A 21,537-nucleotide genomic window follows, 5' to 3' on the forward strand; every position below is an offset into this window, starting at 1 on the left:
CGCGGAAATGATCGGCTACACGGATGGCGCTCGCCGGCACGGCGCTTTCCAGATATGTAATGACAGCGCGTCGCATCGAAGGACTTGAGTCCACTTCGGTATACTGCCGAGAGCATTTGCAGTCGCCGAGGCTGGCCCCGAGGGGAACGGAGTTCGTCGCCATGCCGAATTCGACACAATCTTTACTCGCTGACCTGATCGAGAAGGGACTGCGCCGAGAACCGCCGGACCGTGACGAACTACTCGCCGTGCTGGCCACCGGTGATGAGCAGATGATGGAAGTGGTCGCCGCCGCCTATCGGCTCCGCCACCACTACTTCGGCCGCCGGGTGAAGCTCAACTATCTGGTCAACCTGAAGTCCGGGCTCTGCCCCGAAGACTGCAACTACTGCTCGCAGCGGCTCGGCTCGCAGTCACAGATCCTCAAATACTCCTGGCTCAGCTCGCAGACAGCGGCGGCCGCGGCCGCGGCCGGTGTGCGCTCCGGAGCCAAACGGGTCTGCCTGGTCGCCAGCGGCCGCGGGCCCAGCGACCGGGACATATCTCGCGTCGCCGACGTCATCACCGCGATCAAGCAGGAGTCTCCGGACGTGGAGATCTGCGCCTGTCTCGGCCTGCTCGCCGAGGGTCAGGCTGCCAGGCTGCGCTCAGCCGGCGTCGACGCCTACAACCACAACCTCAACACTGCCGACGATCGGTACCGAAGTATCTGCACCACCCACACATACGCCGACCGCGTCCGCACCGTCGAGAAGGCTCAGAACTCCGGCATGTCGGCCTGTTCCGGTCTCATCGCCGGCATGGGCGAGACCGACGCCGACCTGGTCGATGTCGTGCTGGGGCTGCGTGAACTCGACCCCGACTCGGTCCCCGTGAACTTTCTCATGCCGTTCGAGGGCACTCCGCTGGCAGGGACGTGGCAGCTCACGCCGCAGCGCTGTCTGCGCATTCTGGCCATGGTCCGCTTCGCGTTCCCCGACTCCGAGGTGCGCCTCGCCGGCGGCCGCGAGATCCACCTGCGCAGTCAGCAGCCACTCGCGCTGTACGTGGCGAACTCGATTTTTCTCGGTGACTACCTGACCAGCGAGGGCCAGCCCGGACAGGGCGACCTGGACATGATCGCCGACGCCGGGTTCGAGGTCGAAGGCGTCGAACAAGAGACCCTTCCCGGGCATCGCCGGACCGAGTTGCGCCTGCGCCACCGCGGCGCCGGCACAGACCGGGCTGCCAACGCGTGAGCACACCGCCGGTCGCCGAACGCGACAGGCACGCAATCCTCTGCGGCGCCTGCGGATCCGAGCTGACCATCGTGGAGTACGTTGCGGTGGTCCGGTGCCCGACCTGCGATTCGCCGTTCAACGAGCGGTGCCGGCTGCACCACGACCTGTACTTCGAGACGCGGTGAGCGCCGATCACGAGGGCGTCCGCGAGCCGGCGCAGCCGGTCGGCCGGGTGCAGTTCGCCGATGTGGACATGCACGGCAACATGCACAACGCGCGCCTGCTGGTGCTCATGGAGGCGGCGATCGACGAAGCACTGCTCGCGGCGGGGATAGACCTTTCCTACGACCCAGCCACGGCCGAAGCGGCGTTTCTCGTGAAGCGGACTTCCGTCGAGTACCTCGCGCCGCTGCGATACCGCGACCACTACGCCTGCGCCCTGCGCTCGGTCGACGTCGGCGCCGCGAGCGTCACGTTCACCGTCGACATCCACCGGGTCCGGCAGCGCCGGGAACCGGCCGCGTCGGCCACCATCATGTGGGTGCGCGTGAACCTCGGGTCGCAGTCGCCGGTTCGTATCCCATCGCAGCTCGCCGAGGATCTGAAGGACATCGGTGCTACCTCGAACCGTTGACGCCCAGACCATCGGCCTCGATCACGTCACGGTCAATCGCGCCGGCAAGGACGTGCTGCGCGACATCACTCTCGAGCTGAACGAACGGCGCGTCGCGATCATCGGATTGAACGGCTCCGGCAAGAGCACGCTCGTCCGGCTGCTGAACGCGCTGGTGCTGCCGACGGCGGGCGAGGTACGCGTCGGCGACCTGGTCACCACCCGCGACGCGAAACGCATCCGCAGGCAGGTCGGATTCGTCTTCCAGAATCCGGACAACCAGATCGTCATGCCGATCGTCGGCGACGACATCGCGTTCGGCCTGAAGAACCTCGGGTTGCGCGGCGCGGAGCTCGGCGATCGGGTCGGTGAGATCCTCGCCCGGCTCGGCGTGGCGCACCTGCGCGACCGCGAGTCGCACACGCTCAGCGGCGGCGAGAAGCAGATGATCGCCCTCGCGTCGGTGCTGGTGATGTGTCCGTCGACGATCGTGTTCGACGAGCCGACGACCATGCTCGACCTGCGCAACCGGCGCCGGTTGCAGCAGCAGATCGACCGGCTCGACCAGCGCGCCGTCGTGGTCACCCACGACCTCGACATGATCGCGAGCTACGAACGTACGATCGTCGTCGACGACGGCACGATCGCGTTCGACGGCGCCCCCGCCGACGCGCTCGCCTTCTACCAGGAGCTGTGCGGGTGACCGGCAGGCCCGGCACGGCGCCCGCCGCCGGCGCCGGCGCGTCGAGCGGGGTTCTTGCCGCCATCCCGGCCGGCTACAAATTCGTCTTCCTCTTCCTGGCGGGGATCGGCGTCTACCTGCTGTCCGACCTCGTCGTGCAGGTCGTCGTCTTCGCCGTCGCGGTGCTCGCCGTGCTGCTCACCCGCGTCCCGGCGCTCGCTCTGCTGAGGATGACGTCCGGACTGCTGGTCATCACCGGCATCGTCTTCGTCACCACCGGCGTGAAGACCTCGTGGGCGGCGGCCACCACCGCTTGCCTGCGGCTGCTGACGCTGTGCCTCTTCGCATACGCAATCAGCCTCACCACCCGCTTCAGCGAGATGCTCGCCCTGTTCGAGGCGGCACTGCGGCCGACCCGGCGCATCGGCCTGAACCCGGAGCAGATGAGCCTCGCGCTCGCGATGACCGTGCGGTTCATCCCGGAGATCCGGAACAAGTACCTCGAGATCCGCGAGGCGCAGTTCGCCCGGGGACTGCGGAACAGTCCGGTGGCCGTTGTCGTGCCACTCATCGTGCGCACCCTCGAGGCGGCGCAGGAGATCTCCGCGGCCATCGACGCACGCTGCTATGACACCGAGCCCCGCGCCGACGGGCGCGCTGTCCGATGACTCGCCGTACCGAAGGAGATCCATGGTCCAGACTCGGTCCGCCACCACGCAGAACACCGTTCTCGTCGCCGTCTTCGCCGCGATCATCGCGGCGCTCGGCATCGTGCCGCCGATCACGGTCGGCGTCACACCCGTGCCGATCACGTTGCAGACCCTCGGGGTGATGTTGGCCGGCGCCCTGCTCGGCGCGTGGCGCGGCATGCTCTCCGCGCTGGTCGTCGTGGTTCTCGCGGTGGCCGGCCTGCCGATCCTCGCGGGCGGCCGGGGCGGGTTCGGGGTGTTCCTCGGTCCCACCGGCGGCTACCTCGTCGGCTGGATCTTCGGCGCGTTCGTGGTCGGGTTGCTCGTGCAGCGCTGGGCGATCAGGCAGGACAACGTCGTCGTGCGGCACCTGTGCGTCGGCGCCGCCACGATCATCGGTGGCATCGGGGTCGTCTACGCCTTCGGGATCCCGTGGACCAGCGTCTCGACGGGGTTGTCGCTCGGCACGTCGTTCACCGGGTCGCTGGTGTTCGTGCCGGGCGACCTTCTCAAGGCGGTCGTGGCTACCCTGGTCGCCGTGCGGGTGCACGCCGGCTACAGCCGGCTGCTGGACGCCTGATCATGCCGCTCGGCAGCCGTCTCGCGCGGTGGGCGGCCACCCGGCCGGATCATCTCGCCTTCGCCCTGGGCGAGGACCGGATGACGTACGGGCAATTGCTGTCCTCGGCGACCGGCCTCGCGCGCGGCATCCGGGAACATCGCACGGACGCCATCCGGTTCGGGCAGCGGTGGCCCGAGCCGCTCGTGGCCATCAGCCTGCCCAACTCGGCGTCGTTCGTGCGCGCGTTCGTCGCCGCAGACCTCGCCGGTGCGGCCGTCGCCGTGCTGGATCCGGCGTGGCCGCCCGCGCAGGCGCAGGCCGCGATCGGCCTGCTGCGTCCCGACTCGATGATCACCGAGGATCCGGAGGTCGCCCGGCGCGGTCCGGCCGAAAGCGAGCGTACGGCCTGGCTGCTGCCGCCGGGCGACGCCGCGCGAGCAGCCGCGCCCGACTGGGCGCCGCCGGACCCGGCGGGTCGGTTCCTCATCGGGTTCACCTCGGGCACGACGAGCCGGCCCAAGGCGTTCGTCCGGACCCACCGTTCCTGGCTGGAAAGCCTGCGCCACAGCGAGGCCGTGTTCGCAGCGCACGAGCGGTCGGTGACGCTCGCTCCCGGTCCGCTCGCCCACGGACTCAGCCTCTACGCGCTCGCCGAGTCGCTCTTCAGCGGCGGCACGTTCGTCTCGCTTCCCCGGTTCAGCGAAGCCGAGGTGACCGCCGCCGCCGAGCGCCCGGCACCGACACGGTTCGTCGGCGTGCCGACCATGTATCAGCGGCTGCTCGAAACGCCCCGCACGGCGAGCGCGCTGGGCACAATCAGCACGTTCATCTCCAGCGGCTCCAAGATGCCCCCGGCGGTCCTGAGCCGCCTGTTCGCGGCCGCGCCCGGCAGCACGTTCCTGGAATACTACGGCGCCTCCGAGCTGAGCTTCGTCTCGGTGAGCAGGTCGACCGCGGCGACCGCCGGCGGCGCGGCCGCCACGGACGTCACCGACGTCGGCATTGCCTTCCCCGGCGTCGAGATCCAGGTGCGCGACCCGTCCGGCGACGTCCTGCCGGACCGGCACTCGGGACTGGTGTACGTGCGAAGTCCGCTGGTCAGCGACGGATACCTCACCGAGGAACGCTCCGGCTTCCGGCACGACGGGCAATGGTGCACCGTCGGCGACTACGGTCACCTCGACGCCGGCCGCCTGCACATCCTGGGCCGCGAGGGCGACATGGTGATCGTCGGCGGCAACAACGTCTACCCGTCCGAGGTCGAGGCGGCGCTGCGGTCCTTCGGCGCGATCGAGGACGCGTACGTGGTCGCGGTCGATGACCCACTGCGCGGCGCGAAGCTCGTCGCGATCGTGTCGGCGGCCGACGCGGACCGGCTCGACACCGCGCTGCTGCGCGCACACCTCACCGCCCGGCTCCCGCGGTACAAGCTGCCGCGTGCGCTGGCGGCGATCTCGCGCTGGCCGATGACCAACAGTGGCAAGGTCAGCAAGGAGGCGCTGCGGGCCGCGTACCTCGCCGCCGCGCCCGACATCCAGGAGTTGCCGTGGAACTGACCGAAGCCGTCTTGATCGCGGCCCGCCGCACCCCCGTCGGGCGCGCGGGCGGAGCCTTCGACGGCATTTCGGCGGACCGGCTGCTCTCCGCCGTCATCCGCGCGTGCCTGCGCGACGCGCGGATCGAACCGCACCAGGTCGAGCAGGTCGTCATCGGCAACGCGGCCGGGCCCGGTGGCAACATCGCCCGGGTCGGCGCGCTGGCCGCCGGCCTGCCCGTCACGGTTCCGGCGACCTCCGTCGACCAGCAGTGCTCGTCCGCGCTCGAGGCCGTCAACTTCGCGGCCCGCCTGGTCCAGACCGGCGCCGCGCGGATCGTCGTCGCGGGCGGGGTGGAGAGCGTCAGCACGGCGCCTTGGCGGCAGACCCGTCCCCGCAACCGGCTCGAAATGCCGCGCCTCTACACGCGGGCCCGATTCACGCCCGAGGGCATGGCGGACCCGGAGATGGGTGTCGCGGCCGAGACCCTGGCCCAGCGGTACCACGTGAGCCGCGAGCGGCAGGACGAGTTCGCCGCCGAAAGCCACCGCCGCGCGATCAGGGCTCAGCAACTCGGCACCTTCGCCGCGGAGATCGCGCCGCTGACCGGCGCGGAGGCCGACGTCGCCACCGACGAATGCCCCCGCCCGGGACTGACCGTCGAACGACTCGCCCGGCTCAAGCCCGCGTTCGTGCCCGGCGGGACCGTCACGGCCGGCAACTGCTGCCCGCTCAACGACGGTGCGAGCACGGTCGTCGTCGCCTCGGCGGAGGTCGCCCGCGGCCTCGGTCTCCAGTACGCCCTCGCCTTCGCCGACAGCGGCGTCGGTGCCGTCGACCCGGCCGAGCTCGGGCTCGCGGCCGTCCCCGCCTGCGCCAACCTGCTGGCGCGCCACCCTGAGCTCAGCCTCGCGGACATCGAGGTGATCGAGTTCAACGAGGCGTTCGCGGCGCAGACCCTCGCCTGCCTCGACCAGCTCGGCATCGACCCCGCGCGGGTCAACCGCGACGGCGGCGCGATCGCGCTCGGCCATCCGTACGGCGCGAGCGGGGCGATCTTGACCACGCGCATCTTCTCCCAGCTCGTCCGGACCGTGAACCCGCGTGCCGGGCGGACCGGGCTCGCGCTCATGGCCGCCGCGGGCGGGGTCGGCGCGGCCGCCCTCTTCCGGACGGTCCGGCTGGCCGCCTCCGGCTGACCCACCACCGGCGGATGCGACAATCTCCGGCACGCGGGACCATCCCGCTCCCGGCGCCCAGACTCGGAGGACCAACGTGCGCAGAGCGCTGGCGACAAGACCCGGCCGCGCCTCCGCGGTTGTCGAACTCGTCGACGCGCAACCGGAGCCGGTGATGCCGGGCGACGTGACGGTGCGGATGCTGACCACGACGGTCAACCCGTCCGACCTCATCACGATCTCGGGAGCGTACGCGTCGCGAACCACCTTCCCCTTCGTGCCGGGGTTCGAGGGCGCGGGCGAGATCGTGGCCGCCGGGCCGGGGGTGGACAGCGGCCTCGTCGGACAGCGGGTGGTCCCGATCGGCGGCGTCGGGAACTGGCAGCAGTACCGGACGGTGCCCGCGTCCTGGTGCTTCCCGATCCCGTCCGACATCCCGGACACGGTGGCGACGTTCGCGTACATCAATCCGGTCACCGCCCTGCTCATGGTCGACGCGCACGTGCCGGCCGGGGCCCGGTCCGCGGTGATCACCGCCGCGGGGTCGGCGATCGGCGGTCACCTCGCGGACCTGCTTCGCGCACGAGGCGTCGCCGCCATCGGCCTGACCACCGGGCGGGCGCCCCGGTCGGCGGCCGATGCCGGGCGTTTCACGGCGATCGTCGACCGCCGTGACCCGAACTGGCCGGACGCGCTCGCCGCGGCGGCGGGTGGCCCGGCCGACGTGGTCTTCGACTGCGTCGGCGGCCCGGACGGGCCGCGGCTGTTGTCGCTGCTGCGCCCCGGGGGGCGGCTGGTGCACTTCGGCCTGTTGTCGGGCGTGCCGCTCATGACGGCGGGGCCGGACGCGCCTGCCGGGCGGACGGTGCACCTGTTCCGGCTGCGCGATCGGGTGTACGACATGGACCGCTCCGAGATCCAGCAGGCCTTCGGCCGCGTCTTCGCTCACCTGCGGGCCGGCCGGCTCGGCACGCCGACCGCGGCCGAGTACTCCTTGGACGATCTGGGCAGCGCGCTGCGCCGCGCCGAGACGAAACCGGGAAAGGTCCTGATCCAGATCGGTCAGTAGCCGGCCGCCGGCCGGGCGGGCACCTACCGCGGCAGAGATTCGGTGTGCCGGTCGGCCGCCTTGTTCATGGCGGCGGCCCGGCCGAGTTCCCGGCGGGACACGCCGACCCGGCTGAGCACCGGCAGGAACACCTCCCTCAGGAACACGGCGCGGTTGATGCCGATCGAGCGCATCACCTCCACCCGGCGTTCGTAGTCCGGAACCAGGTCGTAGGCGGGCATGGTGAACTGCGAGGACACCCGGTACAGGTCGGCGATCGTGCCGTCCCGGTCCTCGGCCAGGCAGGCGCCGATCACGTCCAGGTAGAACCCGCCGTGCGCGGCCTCGTCACGCGAGATGAACCGGTAGACGGACGCCAGCAGCTCGTCGCCGGCTTCCCGGGCGGCCATCATCTGGCGGCGGTAGATCATCCAGGTGGTCTTCTCCTGGAGGGCTCCGTAGCACACCATCTGCCGGATGGTCGGGAACGGCGGCTTCCACCGGCGCGACAGCGCGTCGGCCTCGAAGTCCAGCATGTGCTCGGCGGTGCGCTGGCCGGTGCGCACCAGGTATTCGCGCAGGGAAAGGGCGTGCTTGGCCTCCTCGTACCCCCAGTTGACGTGCCACCACGCCTGGCCGAAGGACTCCCGGACCAGGTTGAGCCCCTCGGCCACGTAGTCGGGCATGTACGACTCGACCGCGCAGAACGTCTCGGCACACAGCGCCAGGTCGGCGTTGGGTTGCGTACGGTCCGCCAGCGCCCAGGGCAGGTCGTCGAAGACGCTCCATCGCCGCTTGCGTTCGGCGATCTCGAAGAACTCCATGTACCTGCGGTACAGGTCCTTCTCGCTCAGATAGGTCACGGGAGGTCCCTTCGTCGCAGACCGAACTGCGCCAGGCTCTGGTATCGCCGCTCGAAGGCCAGTACGCAGATCGACAGATAACGTTCGTAATCGAGATAGACCTGGTCGCCCCACCGTTGCCGGATGGTGTCCTCGTGCCCGCGCAGCCGGCGCAGCCATTCCGCGCAGGTCCGGCGGTAGTGGTCGCGCCGGGTGCGCAGGCTGACGATCTCCCAGTACGGCTCGGCCGTGGCGTAGATGTCCTCCAGCCGCGGACTCATACCGCCGGGAAAGATGGAGTTGGTGACCCACTGCAACCGGGCCAGGTCCTCGCGGTCGCGCGGGATGCGATCGCGCAGGATGACCTGCAGGCCGAAGCGGGCGCCCGGCCGGCTCCAGGAGTGCGCCCGGCGGAAGAAGTCGGCGTAGACGGCCAGGTGCTCCCCGGACCACACCTGGTCGGGTCGCACGACGTGTTCGAGCATGCCGATGGAGATCAGCGCGTCAAACGGTTCGTCCGTCCGGTAGTCGCGGTAGTCGCGCAGCTCGGCGGTGGCTCCGGGCAGCTCGCGGGCCAGCGTGAACTGCAACTGCGAAGGGCTGAGCGTGATGCCGCACACCCGGCTGACCCCGCGCTGCTCGACCTGGAAGTGCATGTTGGCGCCCCAGCCGCAGCCGATGTCCAGCACCCTGGTTTGCGGTCCGGTGCCGGCCAGGTCACTGAGGTAGGCGAGCTTGCGCCGCTGCGCGGCTTCCAGATCATCGTCCGCGCCCTGCCACAGGGCACAGGAGTAGTTGCGCTGCTCGTCGAGCCAGAGGGCGAAGAACTCGTTGCCGACGTCGTAACTGACCTCGATGTCCGCCTGCGTGGACATCAGTGTCCGTCCGCGGAGCCGGCGGCGACGACCAGGGCGATCAGGCCACCGATGGTCTCGACACCGGAGAGCTCGTAATCGGGGAGGGTGACCTCGAAGTGCTCCTCGACGCGGGCAACCAGCTCGATCATCTGCACGCTCTCGATGCCCACGTCGGCGATGTGCACCTCGGGCCGTAGCCGCTCGGCGTCGAGCCCGGGCACGAGCTTCGTCGCCTCGGTCCGGATCACGTCGAGGATGTTGTTCTCGGTCGCGGTAGTCATGCTTGGCGTCTTCCCGTCACTTCGAGGGTGGTCAGTCGATACGGCGAAGCAGTAGCCGGGTCAGCGTGAGGCGGTTGTCCGTCAGGGCTCGGGCCCAGCCGGTCACCGCCTGCTCGAGTCGCTCGGTCCGCTGGGGCCCGAACCGGTCGTGCAGGGACCGCCGGCGGTCGCGCACCGAGCCCAGCACTTCCCGGGCGGTGCGCGCGTAGTCGCTCTGAAGGGAGTCGGCCTGCTCGACCTCCCAATGGGCGCCGCACGCCATGACGACCTCGGCGAGCCGGAATCGGTGGGTCTCCGGGTCCAGCAGGGCGGCGGCGTCGGGCTCGGTCTCGGCGGACCCGGACACGGTGGCGGTCAGCAGCGCGAAGCGGGCGCCGGAGGCGGTCAGCGCCCGCACCCGGCGGAACGTCGCGGCGAGGGCTTTGCGGGGGTTGCCCGCGCTGATCCGTTCGACCGCCCGCACGCTGACGACCGCGTCGTACGGGGCGCCGCCGGACGCGTCGCCGAGGTCCGCCGCGACCGTGACCGCGGCGCCGTGCCGGGCGGCCCGGCGTGCGACGGCCGGCACGCCCTCGTCCGTGGGCGCCAGCACGAGGAGGGTGCCGCCCGGCTCCAGCCACAGGCTCTCCAGCAGCCGGCGCGCCCCGCGGTCCTGGGCCGCCGGCAGGTCATCGCCCGGCTCCCACACCGCGCAGGTCGCGTCGCCGTCGGGCAGCAGGCCGGAGAGCATCGGGACAACGGTCATGATCGAACCACCAATTCGCCGGTACGCAGGAGTTCAGCGGTCCGTGCCCGCCGGAGTTTGCCGGAGCTGGTCTTCGGCAGGTCGCCTCGGACGATCAGGATGTCGTGCACGGACAGCCCGAGCTCGCGCCGCACGGCCCGCCGCACCTGCTCGGTCACCTGGTCGCCGTCGGCGCCACGGGCCAGCGAGAGCACCAGGCGTACGCCCTCGGAATGCCCGTTGCGCACCGGCAGGGCCGCGATGTTGCCCGCCCGGATCCCGGCGACGGTGCCCGCGACGCGCTCGATGTCGTGGGGATGATGGTTGATCCCGTTGACCAGGATGATGTCCTTGAGCCGGCCCGTGACGTACAGGTGACCGTCGCGCAGGAACCCCTGGTCGCCGGTGTGCAGCCAGCCGTCCGCCCAGGCTCGGGCCGTCTCCTCGGGCCGGCCGTGGTAGCCGTCGGCCAGGCTCGCGCCACGCACGCAGATCTCGCCCTCGACGCCCGGGCCGCACCGCTCGCCGCCGGGACCGAGGATGCGAACCTCGGTCCCGGCGACCGGCACGCCGCAGGACACGATCTCGCGGCCGTCGAGCCGCGTGGTGCGCAGTCCGCTGCCGGCGGGGGTGAGCGTGACCGCCAGGGTGGACTCGGCCAGGCCGTAACTGGGCAGGAAAGCGTGCCCGGCGAAGCCGGCCGGGGCGAACCGCTCGGCGAAGGCTCGCAGCGTGTGCGCCTGCACCGGCTCCGCGCCGCACCCGGCGACCCGCCAGGCGGAGAGATCGAGGGCGGCGACGTCGGCGTCGGTGGCCCGCGTGGCCAGCAGCCCGTAGGCGAAGTTGGGCGCGTAGGCGATGGTGGCGCCGACCGTGCTGATGAGCCGCAGCCAGCCGATCGGGGAACGCGCGAACCGCAGCGACGACTGGTACCACGTGGCGATCTGATTGATCACCGGGACCACGAGGAAGCCGACCAGCCCCATGTCGTGGTACAGCGGCAGCCAGCTAACCGCCCTGTCCGCGGGTTCCGCGCGCAGGCCCGCGCGGATGGCCTCGGCGTTGGCCAGCAGCGCGCGGTGGCTGACGACCACCGCCTTGGGAGCGGCGGTGGTCCCGCTGGAGAACTGCAGGAAGGCGGTGTCCTCGGGGCGTGGCGCGCGGATCGCGCCGGGCGCCGCCGCCCGCAGGTCCGCCGGCTCGTGGACCGGAAGGCTCAGCTCGGCGCCGGCCACCACCTCGCGCAGGGACCCGCCGACCAGGCAGCAGGTCGCCGCGGAATCGGTGACCATCCGGCGCAGGATGGCGCCGTACTGCTCGGCCTGCCCCATCCGATAGGGCGGATGCACCGGCACGGCGATCACGCCCGCCCGCAGGGCGGACAAGAAGAGCAGCGCGAATTCGTACCCGTCGTCCGCGACCAGCACCACCCGGTCGCCGGGGCCGACGCCCAGGCCCGCCCATCGTGCGGCGAGATCGGCGGTCAGCTCCCCGACTTCGGCGAAACTCAGGTACGTGGCAGCGGTGTCCGCGTTGAAGGTCAGCCCGCGCGACCGGTCGCGCAGCCGGTCCAGCGCGGCGGCCATGGTCCGCGGCGGCGCATCGTCCGGCACGTCGTCGTACCCCCTGGTCGTCGCGACGAGCGGTGCCGGCCGGCCGCTCATCGGACCAGCTCGGCGAGGACGGGCAGGGTGCCGTCGACGTAGCCGTCCCGGCACCGGCCGCGCTGCACCTTTCCCGACGAGGTGCGGCGGATGGTGTTGCGGCGCACCACGACGACGCGGTCCGGGGCGTGCCGCAGGTCGGCCTGCAACCGCTCCATGACCTGCTTCGCCACCTCGGCGGGATCGGAGCCGGCCACCTGCTCGACGACGATGATCATGCGCTCGGTCTCCGGGACCGCGAAGGCCGCGCAGATGACTTCGGCGCCCACCGCCTGACCGGCGACGACCTCGTAGTCCTCGGGATAGAGGTTGGCACCGCCGACAATGATCATGTTCTTGAGGCGGCCGCAGATCACCAGCCCGCGTTCCATCCGGTAACCCAGGTCGCCCGTGCGCAGCCAGCCGTCGCGGAACACCGCGGCGGTGGCCTCGGGATCGCGCCAGTAGCCGATCATCACCGAAGGCCCCCGCACGCAGACCTCGCCGACGACCCGGTCGGCGACCGGGCGCCCGTGCTCGTCGGTCACTGCGATCTCCACGCCGGGCACCGCCGTGCCGCAGACGGCCAGGGTGCGGGTGCCCGGGGCCCCCTCGGCCGAAGGAACCGCCCGGCCGCCGGCCAGTGCGTCGCGTTCGACGTGATCCCAGTGCAAGCGTTCGGTCCGGCTGCCCATCGTCACCGACAGGGTCGCCTCGGCCAGCCCGTACATGGCGGTCATTGCCTCGGGTCGCAGCCCGTACCGGCCGCCCGCCTCGACGAACGCGCGCACCTCCGCGGCCCGGGTCGGCTCGGAGCCGTCCCCGCAGACACGCAACCGGCTCAGGTCGAGCGGGCGGGGCCGGGTCTGCATGCTGCGCGCGGCCAGGCCGTACGCGAAATTGGGGGTTACCGTGCTCGTCGCCCGGTGCCGGGACAACGCGTCGACCCACGAGTCCGGCGCCGCCAGGAAGGTTTCCGGTGCCTGCAGCACCAGTGTGATGCGGGCGGCGGTGCACGCGACCGTGGCCATCAGCCCGAGATCATGGTAAAGCGGCGCCCAGCTAACGTGGACGCTGTCGTCACCGTCGAGCATCAGTCGCTGGCTGCACACCACGGCGTTGGTGAGGAACTGCCGGTGGCTCAGCGCGACCGCCCGTGACGCTCCCGTGGTGCCGGAGGTGAACTGGAGGCAGGCCAGCGCGTCCGGATCGGGATCCAGCACCGGTGGGGCGTCGCGGCGAGCGGTGACCAGCTCGCCACAGGTCATGATCGAGCGCTGCGACCCGACGCGCTTCCGGATGAAACCGCCGAACGCGTCCGCCACGATCACCGCCCGGGCGTCCGCGTGGTCCAGGCGGCGGCGCAGATCGGCGACCAGGTCGGCGAGGCCGGCCAGCCGATGCGGCGGCGCCAGCACGACCGGCACCGCGCCGGCCCGCCACACGCCGAACAGGCACAGCAGGAGTCTCGCGCTGGTGGAGGAGACCAGCGCGACGCGGTCCCCGGGCTGGACGCCGCGCTCAGCCAGCGCGGTGGCGACCCGGCGAGCGCCGGCGGCCACCACCCGGTACGGCAACGGCGAGTCCTGGCCGTGGCCGTCGACCAGGACGATGCCGCGCGAGCTGCCCGCGGCCGCCTCGACCACCTCGGGAATGGTCACCGCTCCGAAGTGGTCCTCCGGGGTGGTGTAGTCGTCGGTCATGGCGACCTCGGGTGCTCCCGTCGCGGTGCTCATGAATCCGCCGGCCACAGGGTCGGGACGACGCGGGTGCCGTGGCGGGGCACCAGCGTGACGTTGCGGACGTACGCCCGCTCGGGCCGCGCCGTCACCGGCCGGATGTGGTGGGTGCGCAACAGTTCGCCCAGCACCACCGTCATCTCCATGACCGCGAAGCCGGCGCCGACGCAGCGGCGCGCCCCGCCGCCGAACGGCAGCCAGGTGTGCGCCGGCGGCTGCCCGCCGAGGAATCTCGCCGGGTCGAAGGTCGCCGGCCGGTCGAAGTGCTCCGGGTCGGCGTGCACCAGGCCCACGGCCGGCATCACCGCGGAGCCCGCGGGCAGCCGATAACCTGCGATCTCGACCGGTGCGGCCAGCTTCCGCGCGACCTCGTACACCACTGGGTAGAGCCGCAGTGTCTCCTTCGCGATCGCGCTCAGGTACTCCTCGTTCCCGGCGACCGCCGCCTCGTGCGCGGCCGCCAGCAGGTCGGGACGCCGGGAGAGCTCGTGCAGCGCCCATGACAGCGAGGCGGAGCTGGTCTCGTGACCGGCCAGCAGCAGGGTGATCAACTGGTCGCGCAGCTCGTCGTCGGAAAGTCCTTGCCGCTCGGGATCCTGAGCGGAGAACTGCACCAGCCGGGTCAGCACATCCTTGCGGTCGCCGAGGTCGCTCATGCCCCGGCGCTCGGAGATCTCGGCGTGCAACAGCTCGTCCAGGCGTAGCTGCCGGTCCGCGAGTTGCCGCCAGGGCGGCAGACGTCGCAGCGGCGGGGTGGTCAGGCCCAGCAGGGTCAGCGGTCCGATGGAGGCGACCTGGTACACCAGGGGCCGCATCTCGCGGAGCCGGTCGGCGTCCGAGACACCGAACACGACCTTGAGGATCACCTCCAGGGTGAGGGCCTGCATCCGGGGATAGACCGTCAGCGGCCGGCCCAGCGGCCAGCGGGCGATCTCCTGCCGGGCCAGCTCGGCCACCACTTGCTGGTATCCCGCCAGGGCGGCGCCGGAGAAGGCGGGCATCACCAGTCGCCGGAGTCGTTTGTGCTCGTCCTCGTCGGCGATGAGCACCGAGCTGTCGCCCATCACCGGGGCGAGGACGGCGTACCCGGCGTGGAAGGTGGTTACCGGGCCGCCGAAGACCGCTCGGAAGTGCGCCGGGTTGGCCAGCACCGTCACCGTGTCGGCGAACTGTGCCAGCTTCAGGGTGAACACGTCGCCGTGCCGGCGCTGGACGCGGGGCAGCAGCAGATGGCGGTACTTGCCGTAGAGAAAGGTCTGCGCGAGCGCCGGAAGGCGTGAGCCACGCGGCGGTAGCACGGCACCGTCCGGCGTCGTACGTGAAGTCGTGGTCATTGGCGGCACCCCACAATGGCGATCGGCGTGTTGCTGCTGGTTGGCTGGGCTCTCCCCGCCAGGTGCGGGGAGAGCCCGTCGCACCGGTGGTGCGGTCAGGACCGGGGCTCGGTGGAGGCGCCGGAGACCTTGGCCCGCGCGACGGTGGCGGCGCTCGGCCTGGCCCGGGTGAACTCGTCGTGTCCCACCAGGGTCGACGCCCACACCTGATCCGGGGTGGAGGACGAGGTCAGCAGCCACTGCGTGACGATCCGCTCCGGGGTGCCGGGGAAGTACTGGCCGCTCCAAGAGGTCGCGGAGTTCGCGTCGCGGCTGTCGTTGCGCCATGCGACGGTCCAGCCGACCGCCTCGCCGGCGCCGCTGGGCGCGGTGGTGTCGTAGCGTCCGGCCAGGCGGTAGTCGCCCGAGGCGTTGCCCACCGCTGAGTTGTAGGTGCCGGTGATGGTGCCGTCGGAGTTGATCGTCAGCGTCACGCTGGAACCGAGCTCGTTGTACCAGGTGCCGGCCAGGCTTTGTGCCGCGACCGCCGCACCGGACTCCCCGGAGGGGCTGAACTGGGCGAACGCGCCGCTCGAGCCGGTACCCACGGCCGAGAGGCAACATACCGCGGTCACCGCGGCGAACTTGCGAACCGATGTCATGACGAGCCTTCCCGTGTCGGAGCTGTTTCCGGGTGATCCGCGCCGCGGCGCGTGGCCGCGTGATCACCGCTGGTCGAGGAGTTGGATCTCGGGCATCACGTGTGGTCCGGCCGCACCTCCTTCACCAGGTGTTCGAGTTCGGCGACGTACCGCTCGGCGAGCGCGGCGATCGTGGAGTCGGCATGCAGTCGCGTGCTGTAGTTCCACACCAGTTGCAGGCCGCCCCGCAGGGACATCGCCATCAGATCCAGCGGCCGGGGCCGGCGGTTGCGGTCGCCGCGGTGGTGGCCGAACGCCTGGACGGTCGGATTCGCGTCGGCGGTGAAGTACTCGCTGACGTCACCCCAGTAGTTGAATCCGAGTTCCGGGGCCGGCATCTCGAGCGCCGCCCGGACTCCGGCGTCCGGGTGCTGATATCGCAGCAGCCCGTATCCAGCGCCGCGCTGCGGCACCGCCCGGATCTGGGCGCGGATGTCGTGGAGGTCGCCGTCGCCGTCGAGCAGCACCGGCACCAGCGTGGAGAACCGGGCGACGGTACGCGACACGTCGAGCCCGCCGAACACCTCGTCCCGGCCCAGCCCCTCGACTTCGATCAGGGTCTGCGGGTGGCCGGTCCACCAGTAGATCGTCCGGCTCAGCGCTGCTAGCAGGGTCTCCCTCGGCTCGATGCTGTACGCGGCCGGCAGGTCACGGCACACCAGGGTGGCGAGCGGGCCGTCGACGGCCTGCACCAGCCGGCGGGCGGCGGCCTGCACGTCGGGTCCGCGCCGCCGGTCCACCGGCAGCGGGGCCGGCGCGCGGCGGGCCAGGGCCGTCCAGAACGGCAACTCCGCGGCGAGTTCGGCGCTGCGCGCGTACCGGTCCAGGCGGGCCACAGCGGCCCGGACCGAGACGGTCTTCGGCGGCAGCTCCACCGCGTCGCCGCGCTCCAGCGCGAAATAGGCCGCGCGCAGATCCTCGTAGAAGATGCGCGACGAGTAGTAGTCGAGCACCAGCCAGTGCGCGCTGACGAGCAGCCGGGACGGGCGGCCCGGGCCGAGGTCGACGTAGGCCAGGCGCACGACCGGACCGGCGTCCAGGTCCAGCGATCCGTGACAGCGCGCCACCAGCCGGTCGAGGTGCTCCTCCAGATCGGCGTCGGCGGTGCCGCTGAGGTCCACCACCTCGACCTCGGCTGCCTCGACGGCGGCCTCCCCGTCGATCCACGCGTGCCAGCCGGCACCGTCGCGGTGGTATCGGGCGCGCAGGTTGTCGTGGTGACGCAGCACCGCCCGGAACGCGTCCGCCAGCAGGTCCGGCCGCAGCGGCCGGTCCAGCTCGAACAGCGGCCACATCCCGTTCCAGTGCTGCGGATCCGCGAACTCCTGCGCCATGAACCACCGTTGGCTCGGCGTCAGCTCGACCCGGCCGGTGATCATGGCCTGTTCGGCGTCGCCGGCCGCGACGGCGCCGGCCGCGGCGGCCTGGGCGGCGAGCGTGTGCTGCTCGAAACAGTCGCGGATCTTCAGGTGGAGGCCGTTCTCGGCGGCCTTGGCGACCAGCCTGACGACCAGCAGCGAGTCACCGCCGAGCGCGAAGAAGTCGTCCCGCCGACCGACCCGCTCGACCCCGAGGATCCGCGTCCAGACGGCGGCGAGCGTCACTTCAGCCGCGGTGGCCGGCGGCTCGAAGCCGCCGGCCAAGCCCGGTTCCGGCAGCCGGGAACGGTCGACCTTGCCGTTGCGGGTCAGCGGCAGATCGTCCAGCAGCACGACCACCGCCGGGCGCATGTAGGCGGGCAGCCGCCGGGCCAGATGCCCGCGGACATCGTCCTCGGTCAGGCCGCCGGCTTCCGGGCGCGGCACCGCGTACGCGACCAGTTGGCGTGGATCGCCCGACACCACGCACACCGCGGCGCGCACACCGGGGTGGTCTAGCAGCACGGCTTCGATCTCGCCCAGCTCGATCCGGTACCCGCCCAGCTTGACCTGGGTGTCCTCGCGCCCGAGGAACTCGATGACGCCGTCGGGCCGGTACCTGCCGAAGTCGCCGGTGCGATACAGCCGCTCGCCGCTGACCGGGCGCCGGACGAACCGGAGCGCGGTCGTTTCCGGGGCGCCCCAGTAGCCGTCGGCGACGCCTGCCCCGCCGATGTAGAGCTCACCGGGCACCCAGTCGGGTCGCGGCTGGAGCTTCTCGTCGAAGACGTGCCAGGACTGGTTGCGCAGCGGCCTGCCGTACGGGACGCTCGGCGCTCCCGGTTCCAGGTCGTCCATCGGATGCCAGATCGACCAGATCGCGGCCTCGGTGGCGCCGCCCAGGCTGATCAGGCGGACCGGTCGCGCCTGCACCGCGCGCACCCGGGCCGGCAGCGCAGTGGGGATCCAGTCGCCGCTCAGCAGAGCCAGCCGGAGGGTGGGCGGCAAAGCGGCACCGAAACGCTCGCAGTACTCGACGAGTAGTTCCAGCAGCGCGGGCACGCTGTTCCACGCGGTGACCCGGTGCTCGCGGGCCAGGCGCAGCCAGCGTTCGGGATCTCGGGCCACGTCCGGGTCCGGCACGACCACGGCACCTCCCGTGCCGAGCACCCCGAAGACGTCGAACACCGAGAGGTCGAAGCTGAGCGAGGACAGCGCCAGGATCCGGTCCTGCGGGCCGAACGACCATCGCGTGGCGACGTCGTCGACCGTGTTGACCGCGCTGCGGTGGCTGATGCTCACGCCTTTGGGCTGCCCGGTGGAGCCGGAGGTGAAGATCACGTAGGCCAGATCGGCCGGGGTGGTCGCGACGGCCGGCACCGGGCGGGCGGGGTCCGTGGGTGGCTCGTCGGCAACCACGAGGGCGGTCACGCCGTCCGGCGGCGTCACCGTGGACTGGGTGACCACCACGCTCAGCCGGCCCGCGGCACATAGCTGCGCCACCCGCAGTTCCGGCAGGTCGGTGTCGATCGGCAGGTAGGCGGCGCCGCTGCGCAGCACGCCGAGCACGGCCACGACCTGCTCCCAGCCCTTGTGCATGTGAACGCCGACCAGGGTGTTCGGTCGCACGCCCAGCTCGCGTAGCTGACCGGCCAGGTGCTGGGCTCGATCGTCCAGTTCGCGATAGGTCAGTGTCCGGGTGGCGGTGATGACGGCGGGTGCGTCCGGCCGCGCCCGCACCATCCGGTCGACGCCGGCGTGCAGCAGCTCGTCGGGGAACGGAGCGGCGGTGTCGTTGACCCGTTCGCGGACGGCAAGCTGCGCCGGCGGAACGGCGACGCGGTGATCCGTCGCGCCCGCCGCGACTCGGCGTAGCGCGTCGGCGTACGCGTCGAACATGTCGGCCAAGACCGTACCCGGGAAGATCGCGTCCACCGCGTCCCAGTTGACGATCAGCTCCCCGCCGTGGAGCAGAACCTGGTTGTCGAGATACACCTGCGGAGTCTGGGACAGGCCGTACCCGAGTTCGTAGACGATGCCGTCCAGCTCGCCGAGGTCGTCCTGCTCCTCCAGCAGGCAGGTGAAGACCACCGGCATCCACGGTTGCCGCGGCCCGCCCCGCTTGGCCAGTTCCCGCTGCACCCGGACGCCGCTGAACGTGGCGTGGACCAGGTCCTCGTGCAGGCGGCGCTGGAACGCCCGGGCCCGGACGGGCAGGCCGGCCGCGGACCGCAGGTCGCACTCCAGCAGGATCGTGCTGGTGAAGTCGCCGATCAGCCGCGGCAGGCCGGGATGCCACCACGGCCGGTCGGCCAGGGTCACGTTCAGGCTGAAGTGCGCGGACCGGCTCCAGGCAGCCAGGACGTCGGCGAACAGGGTGCCGAGCAGGACGGCGGGAGTGACGCCGAGTTCCTCGGCGCGGGTGAACAGATCGCGGGTGGTCGCGGCGTCGAGCCGGGTGTCCCGCCGGGTGAACCGGGCCGGGCCGCCGGACGGCTCGGCGGTCACCGGGAGGTCGGGCGCGGCCGGCAGGGTCGTCAGCCGGTCGGACCAGTAGGCGCGGGCGGCCGCGTACTCCGCGCCCTGGCGGAAGCGGCCCAGGGCCAGCACGTAGTCGCGGAACGTCAGCTCGGACGCCGGCGGCGAGCCGGGCGTGCCCAGCGAGCGCCGGATCCACTCGGCGATCAGCATCCGGAGGCTGGCCGCGTCGAGGAACAGCAGGTCGACGCTGATGTGCAGGCGGAGCCGGTCGCCCGGTACGGTGGTGGCCCGCACCTCGTACAGCGGCCATCGGTGCGGGTCGAAGGCCTGGTGATCGAGTTCGGCCCGGACGGCCGCGAGCCGAGCGGCCGAGCGCGCCTCGTCGTGGTCGCCGAGGTCCTCGTGGGCGATGCGGTAGTAGGGCACCTCCGGCAGCACCCGCTGCCGGCCGCCGGGCACGATCACCGCGCGCAGCATGTCGTTCTCGGTGATCAGCGTGTTGAACGCCTTCTCGGCGTTCTCCAGCGAGACGGCGAGCAGGTCGATCTCCAGATAGACGTGGGTCGAGCGGCCGCCGAGGTAGACGGCGTCCCGGCCGAGCAGGTAGGCCTGCTGCACGTCGGTCAGGTCGAACGGTTCGTGGCGGGCGCACGGGTCGGGCAGCAGCGCGGACTCCGGCTGCCGGCGTGCCGGTCGCGTTCGCGCCGCGCCGGCGAGCACCCGCAGGGTGCAGTCGCCGAAGAACAGGTCGAGGGGCAGGTCGACACCCAGCCGGGCCTGGATGCCGGACCGGAACTCGACCGCGGTCAGCGACTGCAGCATCAGCGGCTCGTCCGCGCCGCGGCCGCGTGCGTCGCCGGTGATCTCGTCCAGTAGCGCACCCAGCTCCGCGGCGAGCGCGTCGAGGTCGGCTCCGTTCACCTCGGGTATCCCCCTGTGGGCGAGGCGGCGTCCGTCGCGAGCGCGATGTCGCGCAGGTAGCGATACAGACCGATCCTGCGGGCGCCCCAGGCCGCGAGACGCGGCGACACCGCGCTCACCACATCGGCGATCCGCTCCGTCGCCGGCGCCACAGTGACCTCGACCCGGTCCTTGCGGACGCAGTCCACCACCGCCTGGGCGACCCGCTCGGCGGACACCTGCCGCAGCAGCGGCGGACGGCCCGCGGACGGCCAGCGCGCGGCGATGCCGACCCTGCCGACCAGCGTGGGGTGGACCACCGACACGCCGACTCCGGTGCCTCGCAGTTCGGCCCAGAGCGACCAGGTGAAGCCGGTCAGTCCCTGCTTGGCGGCGCTGTTGACCGTCCCGTACGGGTACGGGATCCGTCCCGCCACCGAACCGATGTTGACGATGTGCCCGCGGCCCTCGGCCAGCATGCCGGGCAGCACCAACCTGGTGAGTATCTGCGCACCCAGCAGGTTGGTGAGCAGGACGTCCTTGATCTGCGCGGTCGTCAGGTCCTGGAACCGGCCGATCCGTTCGATCGCGGCGTTGTTCACCAGCAGCGCGGGCGGCCCGAGCCGGGTGCGCACCGTGTCGGCGATCCGGATCTGGTCGGCCTCGTCGCCGATGTCGGCCTGGATCACCAGCGGCGCCCGGCCGGTCGCGGCGATACGCCCCGCCGTCTGCCGGAGGCCCTCGGGATCGCGGGCGACCAGGGCCAGCCGCAGTCCCGCGGCAGCCAGGCGCTCGGCGATGATCGGGCCGATCCCACGGGACGCACCGGTCAGAATGGCGACTGAATCAGCGAAAGGAAACGACAAGGATCCCCCCGTTTCATCGGTGTGAACGACGTGACCGACGGCGGGTCAAACGTTCAGCCGATTCCCAGCAAAGAACTGTTCGCGTCAGGTCCGTGAACAACGCGCAGGTGGACAACGCCGTCCGGACAGCATTGAATTACCGACATGCGAGGTATCGAAGTGACACTCGCGCCGGTCGATCTCGAAATGTTGGTCGATACGGCCAATCCCGCAAGCGAACGTAGCGCATCGAGTTTCCTCGCGCAACGGCCCGAGCGCTGTGCGTGACGGCGGCGGGTCCCATGTGGAAGCGGAAACGGTCACCG

Annotated in this window: 19 protein-coding genes; 9 read left to right on the forward strand and 10 right to left on the reverse strand. The window is 71.5% G+C overall.

The window, feature by feature from the left end; genetic code table 11:
- The first annotated feature begins 161 nt into the window (after positions 1-161).
- The 9 genes from bioB (at position 162) to Drose_RS26490 (ending at position 7,548) form a co-directional block, all read left to right on the forward strand.
- Complete coding sequence (bioB, locus tag Drose_RS26450; RefSeq protein WP_260724025.1) at positions 162-1,238, forward strand: biotin synthase BioB; 1,077 nt, start codon at positions 162-164, stop codon at positions 1,236-1,238.
- A complete protein-coding gene (locus Drose_RS26455) occupies positions 1,235-1,405 on the forward strand; it encodes a CHY zinc finger protein (protein WP_260724026.1) in 171 nt (56 codons plus the stop codon). Before bioB ends, Drose_RS26455 begins: the two co-directional genes overlap by 4 nt.
- Positions 1,402-1,854: an acyl-CoA thioesterase gene (locus Drose_RS26460; RefSeq protein ID WP_260724027.1), complete on the forward strand. Its 453-nt coding sequence runs from the start codon at positions 1,402-1,404 to the stop codon at positions 1,852-1,854. The genes Drose_RS26455 and Drose_RS26460 overlap by 4 nt, the downstream gene beginning before the upstream one ends.
- On the forward strand, positions 1,835-2,536 hold the full coding sequence (locus Drose_RS26465) for an energy-coupling factor ABC transporter ATP-binding protein (RefSeq protein ID WP_260724028.1): 702 nt from the start codon (positions 1,835-1,837) through the stop codon (positions 2,534-2,536). Before Drose_RS26460 ends, Drose_RS26465 begins: the two co-directional genes overlap by 20 nt.
- Positions 2,533-3,183, forward strand: a complete 651-nt coding sequence (locus Drose_RS26470; RefSeq protein ID WP_260724029.1) for an energy-coupling factor transporter transmembrane component T family protein — start codon at positions 2,533-2,535, stop codon at positions 3,181-3,183. The genes Drose_RS26465 and Drose_RS26470 overlap by 4 nt, the downstream gene beginning before the upstream one ends.
- A gap of 22 nt (positions 3,184-3,205) precedes the next feature.
- The gene (locus Drose_RS26475; RefSeq protein ID WP_260724030.1) at positions 3,206-3,784 is read left to right on the forward strand and encodes a biotin transporter BioY; all 579 of its coding nucleotides are present in this window, start codon (positions 3,206-3,208) and stop codon (positions 3,782-3,784) included.
- Positions 3,785-3,786: 2 nt separating this feature from the next.
- Positions 3,787-5,322 carry a class I adenylate-forming enzyme family protein gene (locus Drose_RS26480; protein WP_260724031.1) on the forward strand — a complete coding sequence of 512 codons (1,536 nt, stop codon included), beginning with the start codon at positions 3,787-3,789 and terminating at the stop codon, positions 5,320-5,322.
- The gene (locus tag Drose_RS26485; RefSeq protein ID WP_260724032.1) at positions 5,313-6,500 is read left to right on the forward strand and encodes a thiolase family protein; all 1,188 of its coding nucleotides are present in this window, start codon (positions 5,313-5,315) and stop codon (positions 6,498-6,500) included. The genes Drose_RS26480 and Drose_RS26485 overlap by 10 nt, the downstream gene beginning before the upstream one ends.
- A 76-nt stretch (positions 6,501-6,576) precedes the next feature.
- Positions 6,577-7,548: a zinc-dependent alcohol dehydrogenase family protein gene (locus tag Drose_RS26490; protein WP_260724033.1), complete on the forward strand. Its 972-nt coding sequence runs from the start codon at positions 6,577-6,579 to the stop codon at positions 7,546-7,548.
- A 23-nt stretch (positions 7,549-7,571) separates the two neighbouring features.
- On the opposite strand, the gene Drose_RS26495 is transcribed toward Drose_RS26490, so the two are convergent.
- From Drose_RS26495 to Drose_RS26540, 10 genes are all read right to left on the reverse strand, one after another.
- Complete coding sequence (locus Drose_RS26495) at positions 7,572-8,390, reverse strand: acyl-ACP desaturase (RefSeq protein ID WP_260724034.1); 819 nt, start codon at positions 8,388-8,390, stop codon at positions 7,572-7,574.
- Positions 8,387-9,244 (reverse strand): SAM-dependent methyltransferase, encoded by an 858-nt coding sequence (locus Drose_RS26500; RefSeq protein ID WP_260724035.1) that lies wholly within the window; start codon positions 9,242-9,244, stop codon positions 8,387-8,389. Before Drose_RS26500 ends, Drose_RS26495 begins: the two co-directional genes overlap by 4 nt.
- A complete protein-coding gene (locus Drose_RS26505; protein WP_260724036.1) occupies positions 9,244-9,507 on the reverse strand; it encodes an acyl carrier protein in 264 nt (87 codons plus the stop codon). The genes Drose_RS26500 and Drose_RS26505 overlap by 1 nt, the downstream gene beginning before the upstream one ends.
- A gap of 31 nt (positions 9,508-9,538) precedes the next feature.
- On the reverse strand, positions 9,539-10,252 hold the full coding sequence (locus tag Drose_RS26510; protein ID WP_260724037.1) for a class I SAM-dependent methyltransferase: 714 nt from the start codon (positions 10,250-10,252) through the stop codon (positions 9,539-9,541).
- Positions 10,249-11,895 carry a fatty acyl-AMP ligase gene (locus Drose_RS26515; RefSeq protein ID WP_260724038.1) on the reverse strand — a complete coding sequence of 549 codons (1,647 nt, stop codon included), beginning with the start codon at positions 11,893-11,895 and terminating at the stop codon, positions 10,249-10,251. Before Drose_RS26515 ends, Drose_RS26510 begins: the two co-directional genes overlap by 4 nt.
- Entirely contained in the window at positions 11,892-13,610 is a 1,719-nt protein-coding gene (locus tag Drose_RS26520; RefSeq protein ID WP_260724039.1) for an AMP-binding protein, read from the reverse strand. Before Drose_RS26520 ends, Drose_RS26515 begins: the two co-directional genes overlap by 4 nt.
- Entirely contained in the window at positions 13,607-14,947 is a 1,341-nt protein-coding gene (locus tag Drose_RS26525) for a cytochrome P450 (protein WP_260724040.1), read from the reverse strand. Before Drose_RS26525 ends, Drose_RS26520 begins: the two co-directional genes overlap by 4 nt.
- A gap of 95 nt (positions 14,948-15,042) precedes the next feature.
- On the reverse strand, positions 15,043-15,588 hold the full coding sequence (locus Drose_RS26530) for an avidin/streptavidin family protein (protein WP_260724041.1): 546 nt from the start codon (positions 15,586-15,588) through the stop codon (positions 15,043-15,045).
- 95 nt (positions 15,589-15,683) lie between these two features.
- A complete protein-coding gene (locus tag Drose_RS26535; protein WP_260724042.1) occupies positions 15,684-20,387 on the reverse strand; it encodes a non-ribosomal peptide synthetase in 4,704 nt (1,567 codons plus the stop codon).
- Entirely contained in the window at positions 20,384-21,232 is an 849-nt protein-coding gene (locus tag Drose_RS26540; RefSeq protein WP_260724043.1) for an SDR family NAD(P)-dependent oxidoreductase, read from the reverse strand. The genes Drose_RS26535 and Drose_RS26540 overlap by 4 nt, the downstream gene beginning before the upstream one ends.
- Between the last annotated feature and the right edge of the window lie 305 nt (positions 21,233-21,537).

Origin of the sequence: Dactylosporangium roseum, assembly GCF_025264685.1 — a bacterium.
In the GTDB taxonomy this organism is placed as follows: Bacteria; Actinomycetota; Actinomycetes; order Mycobacteriales; family Micromonosporaceae; genus Dactylosporangium; species Dactylosporangium roseum.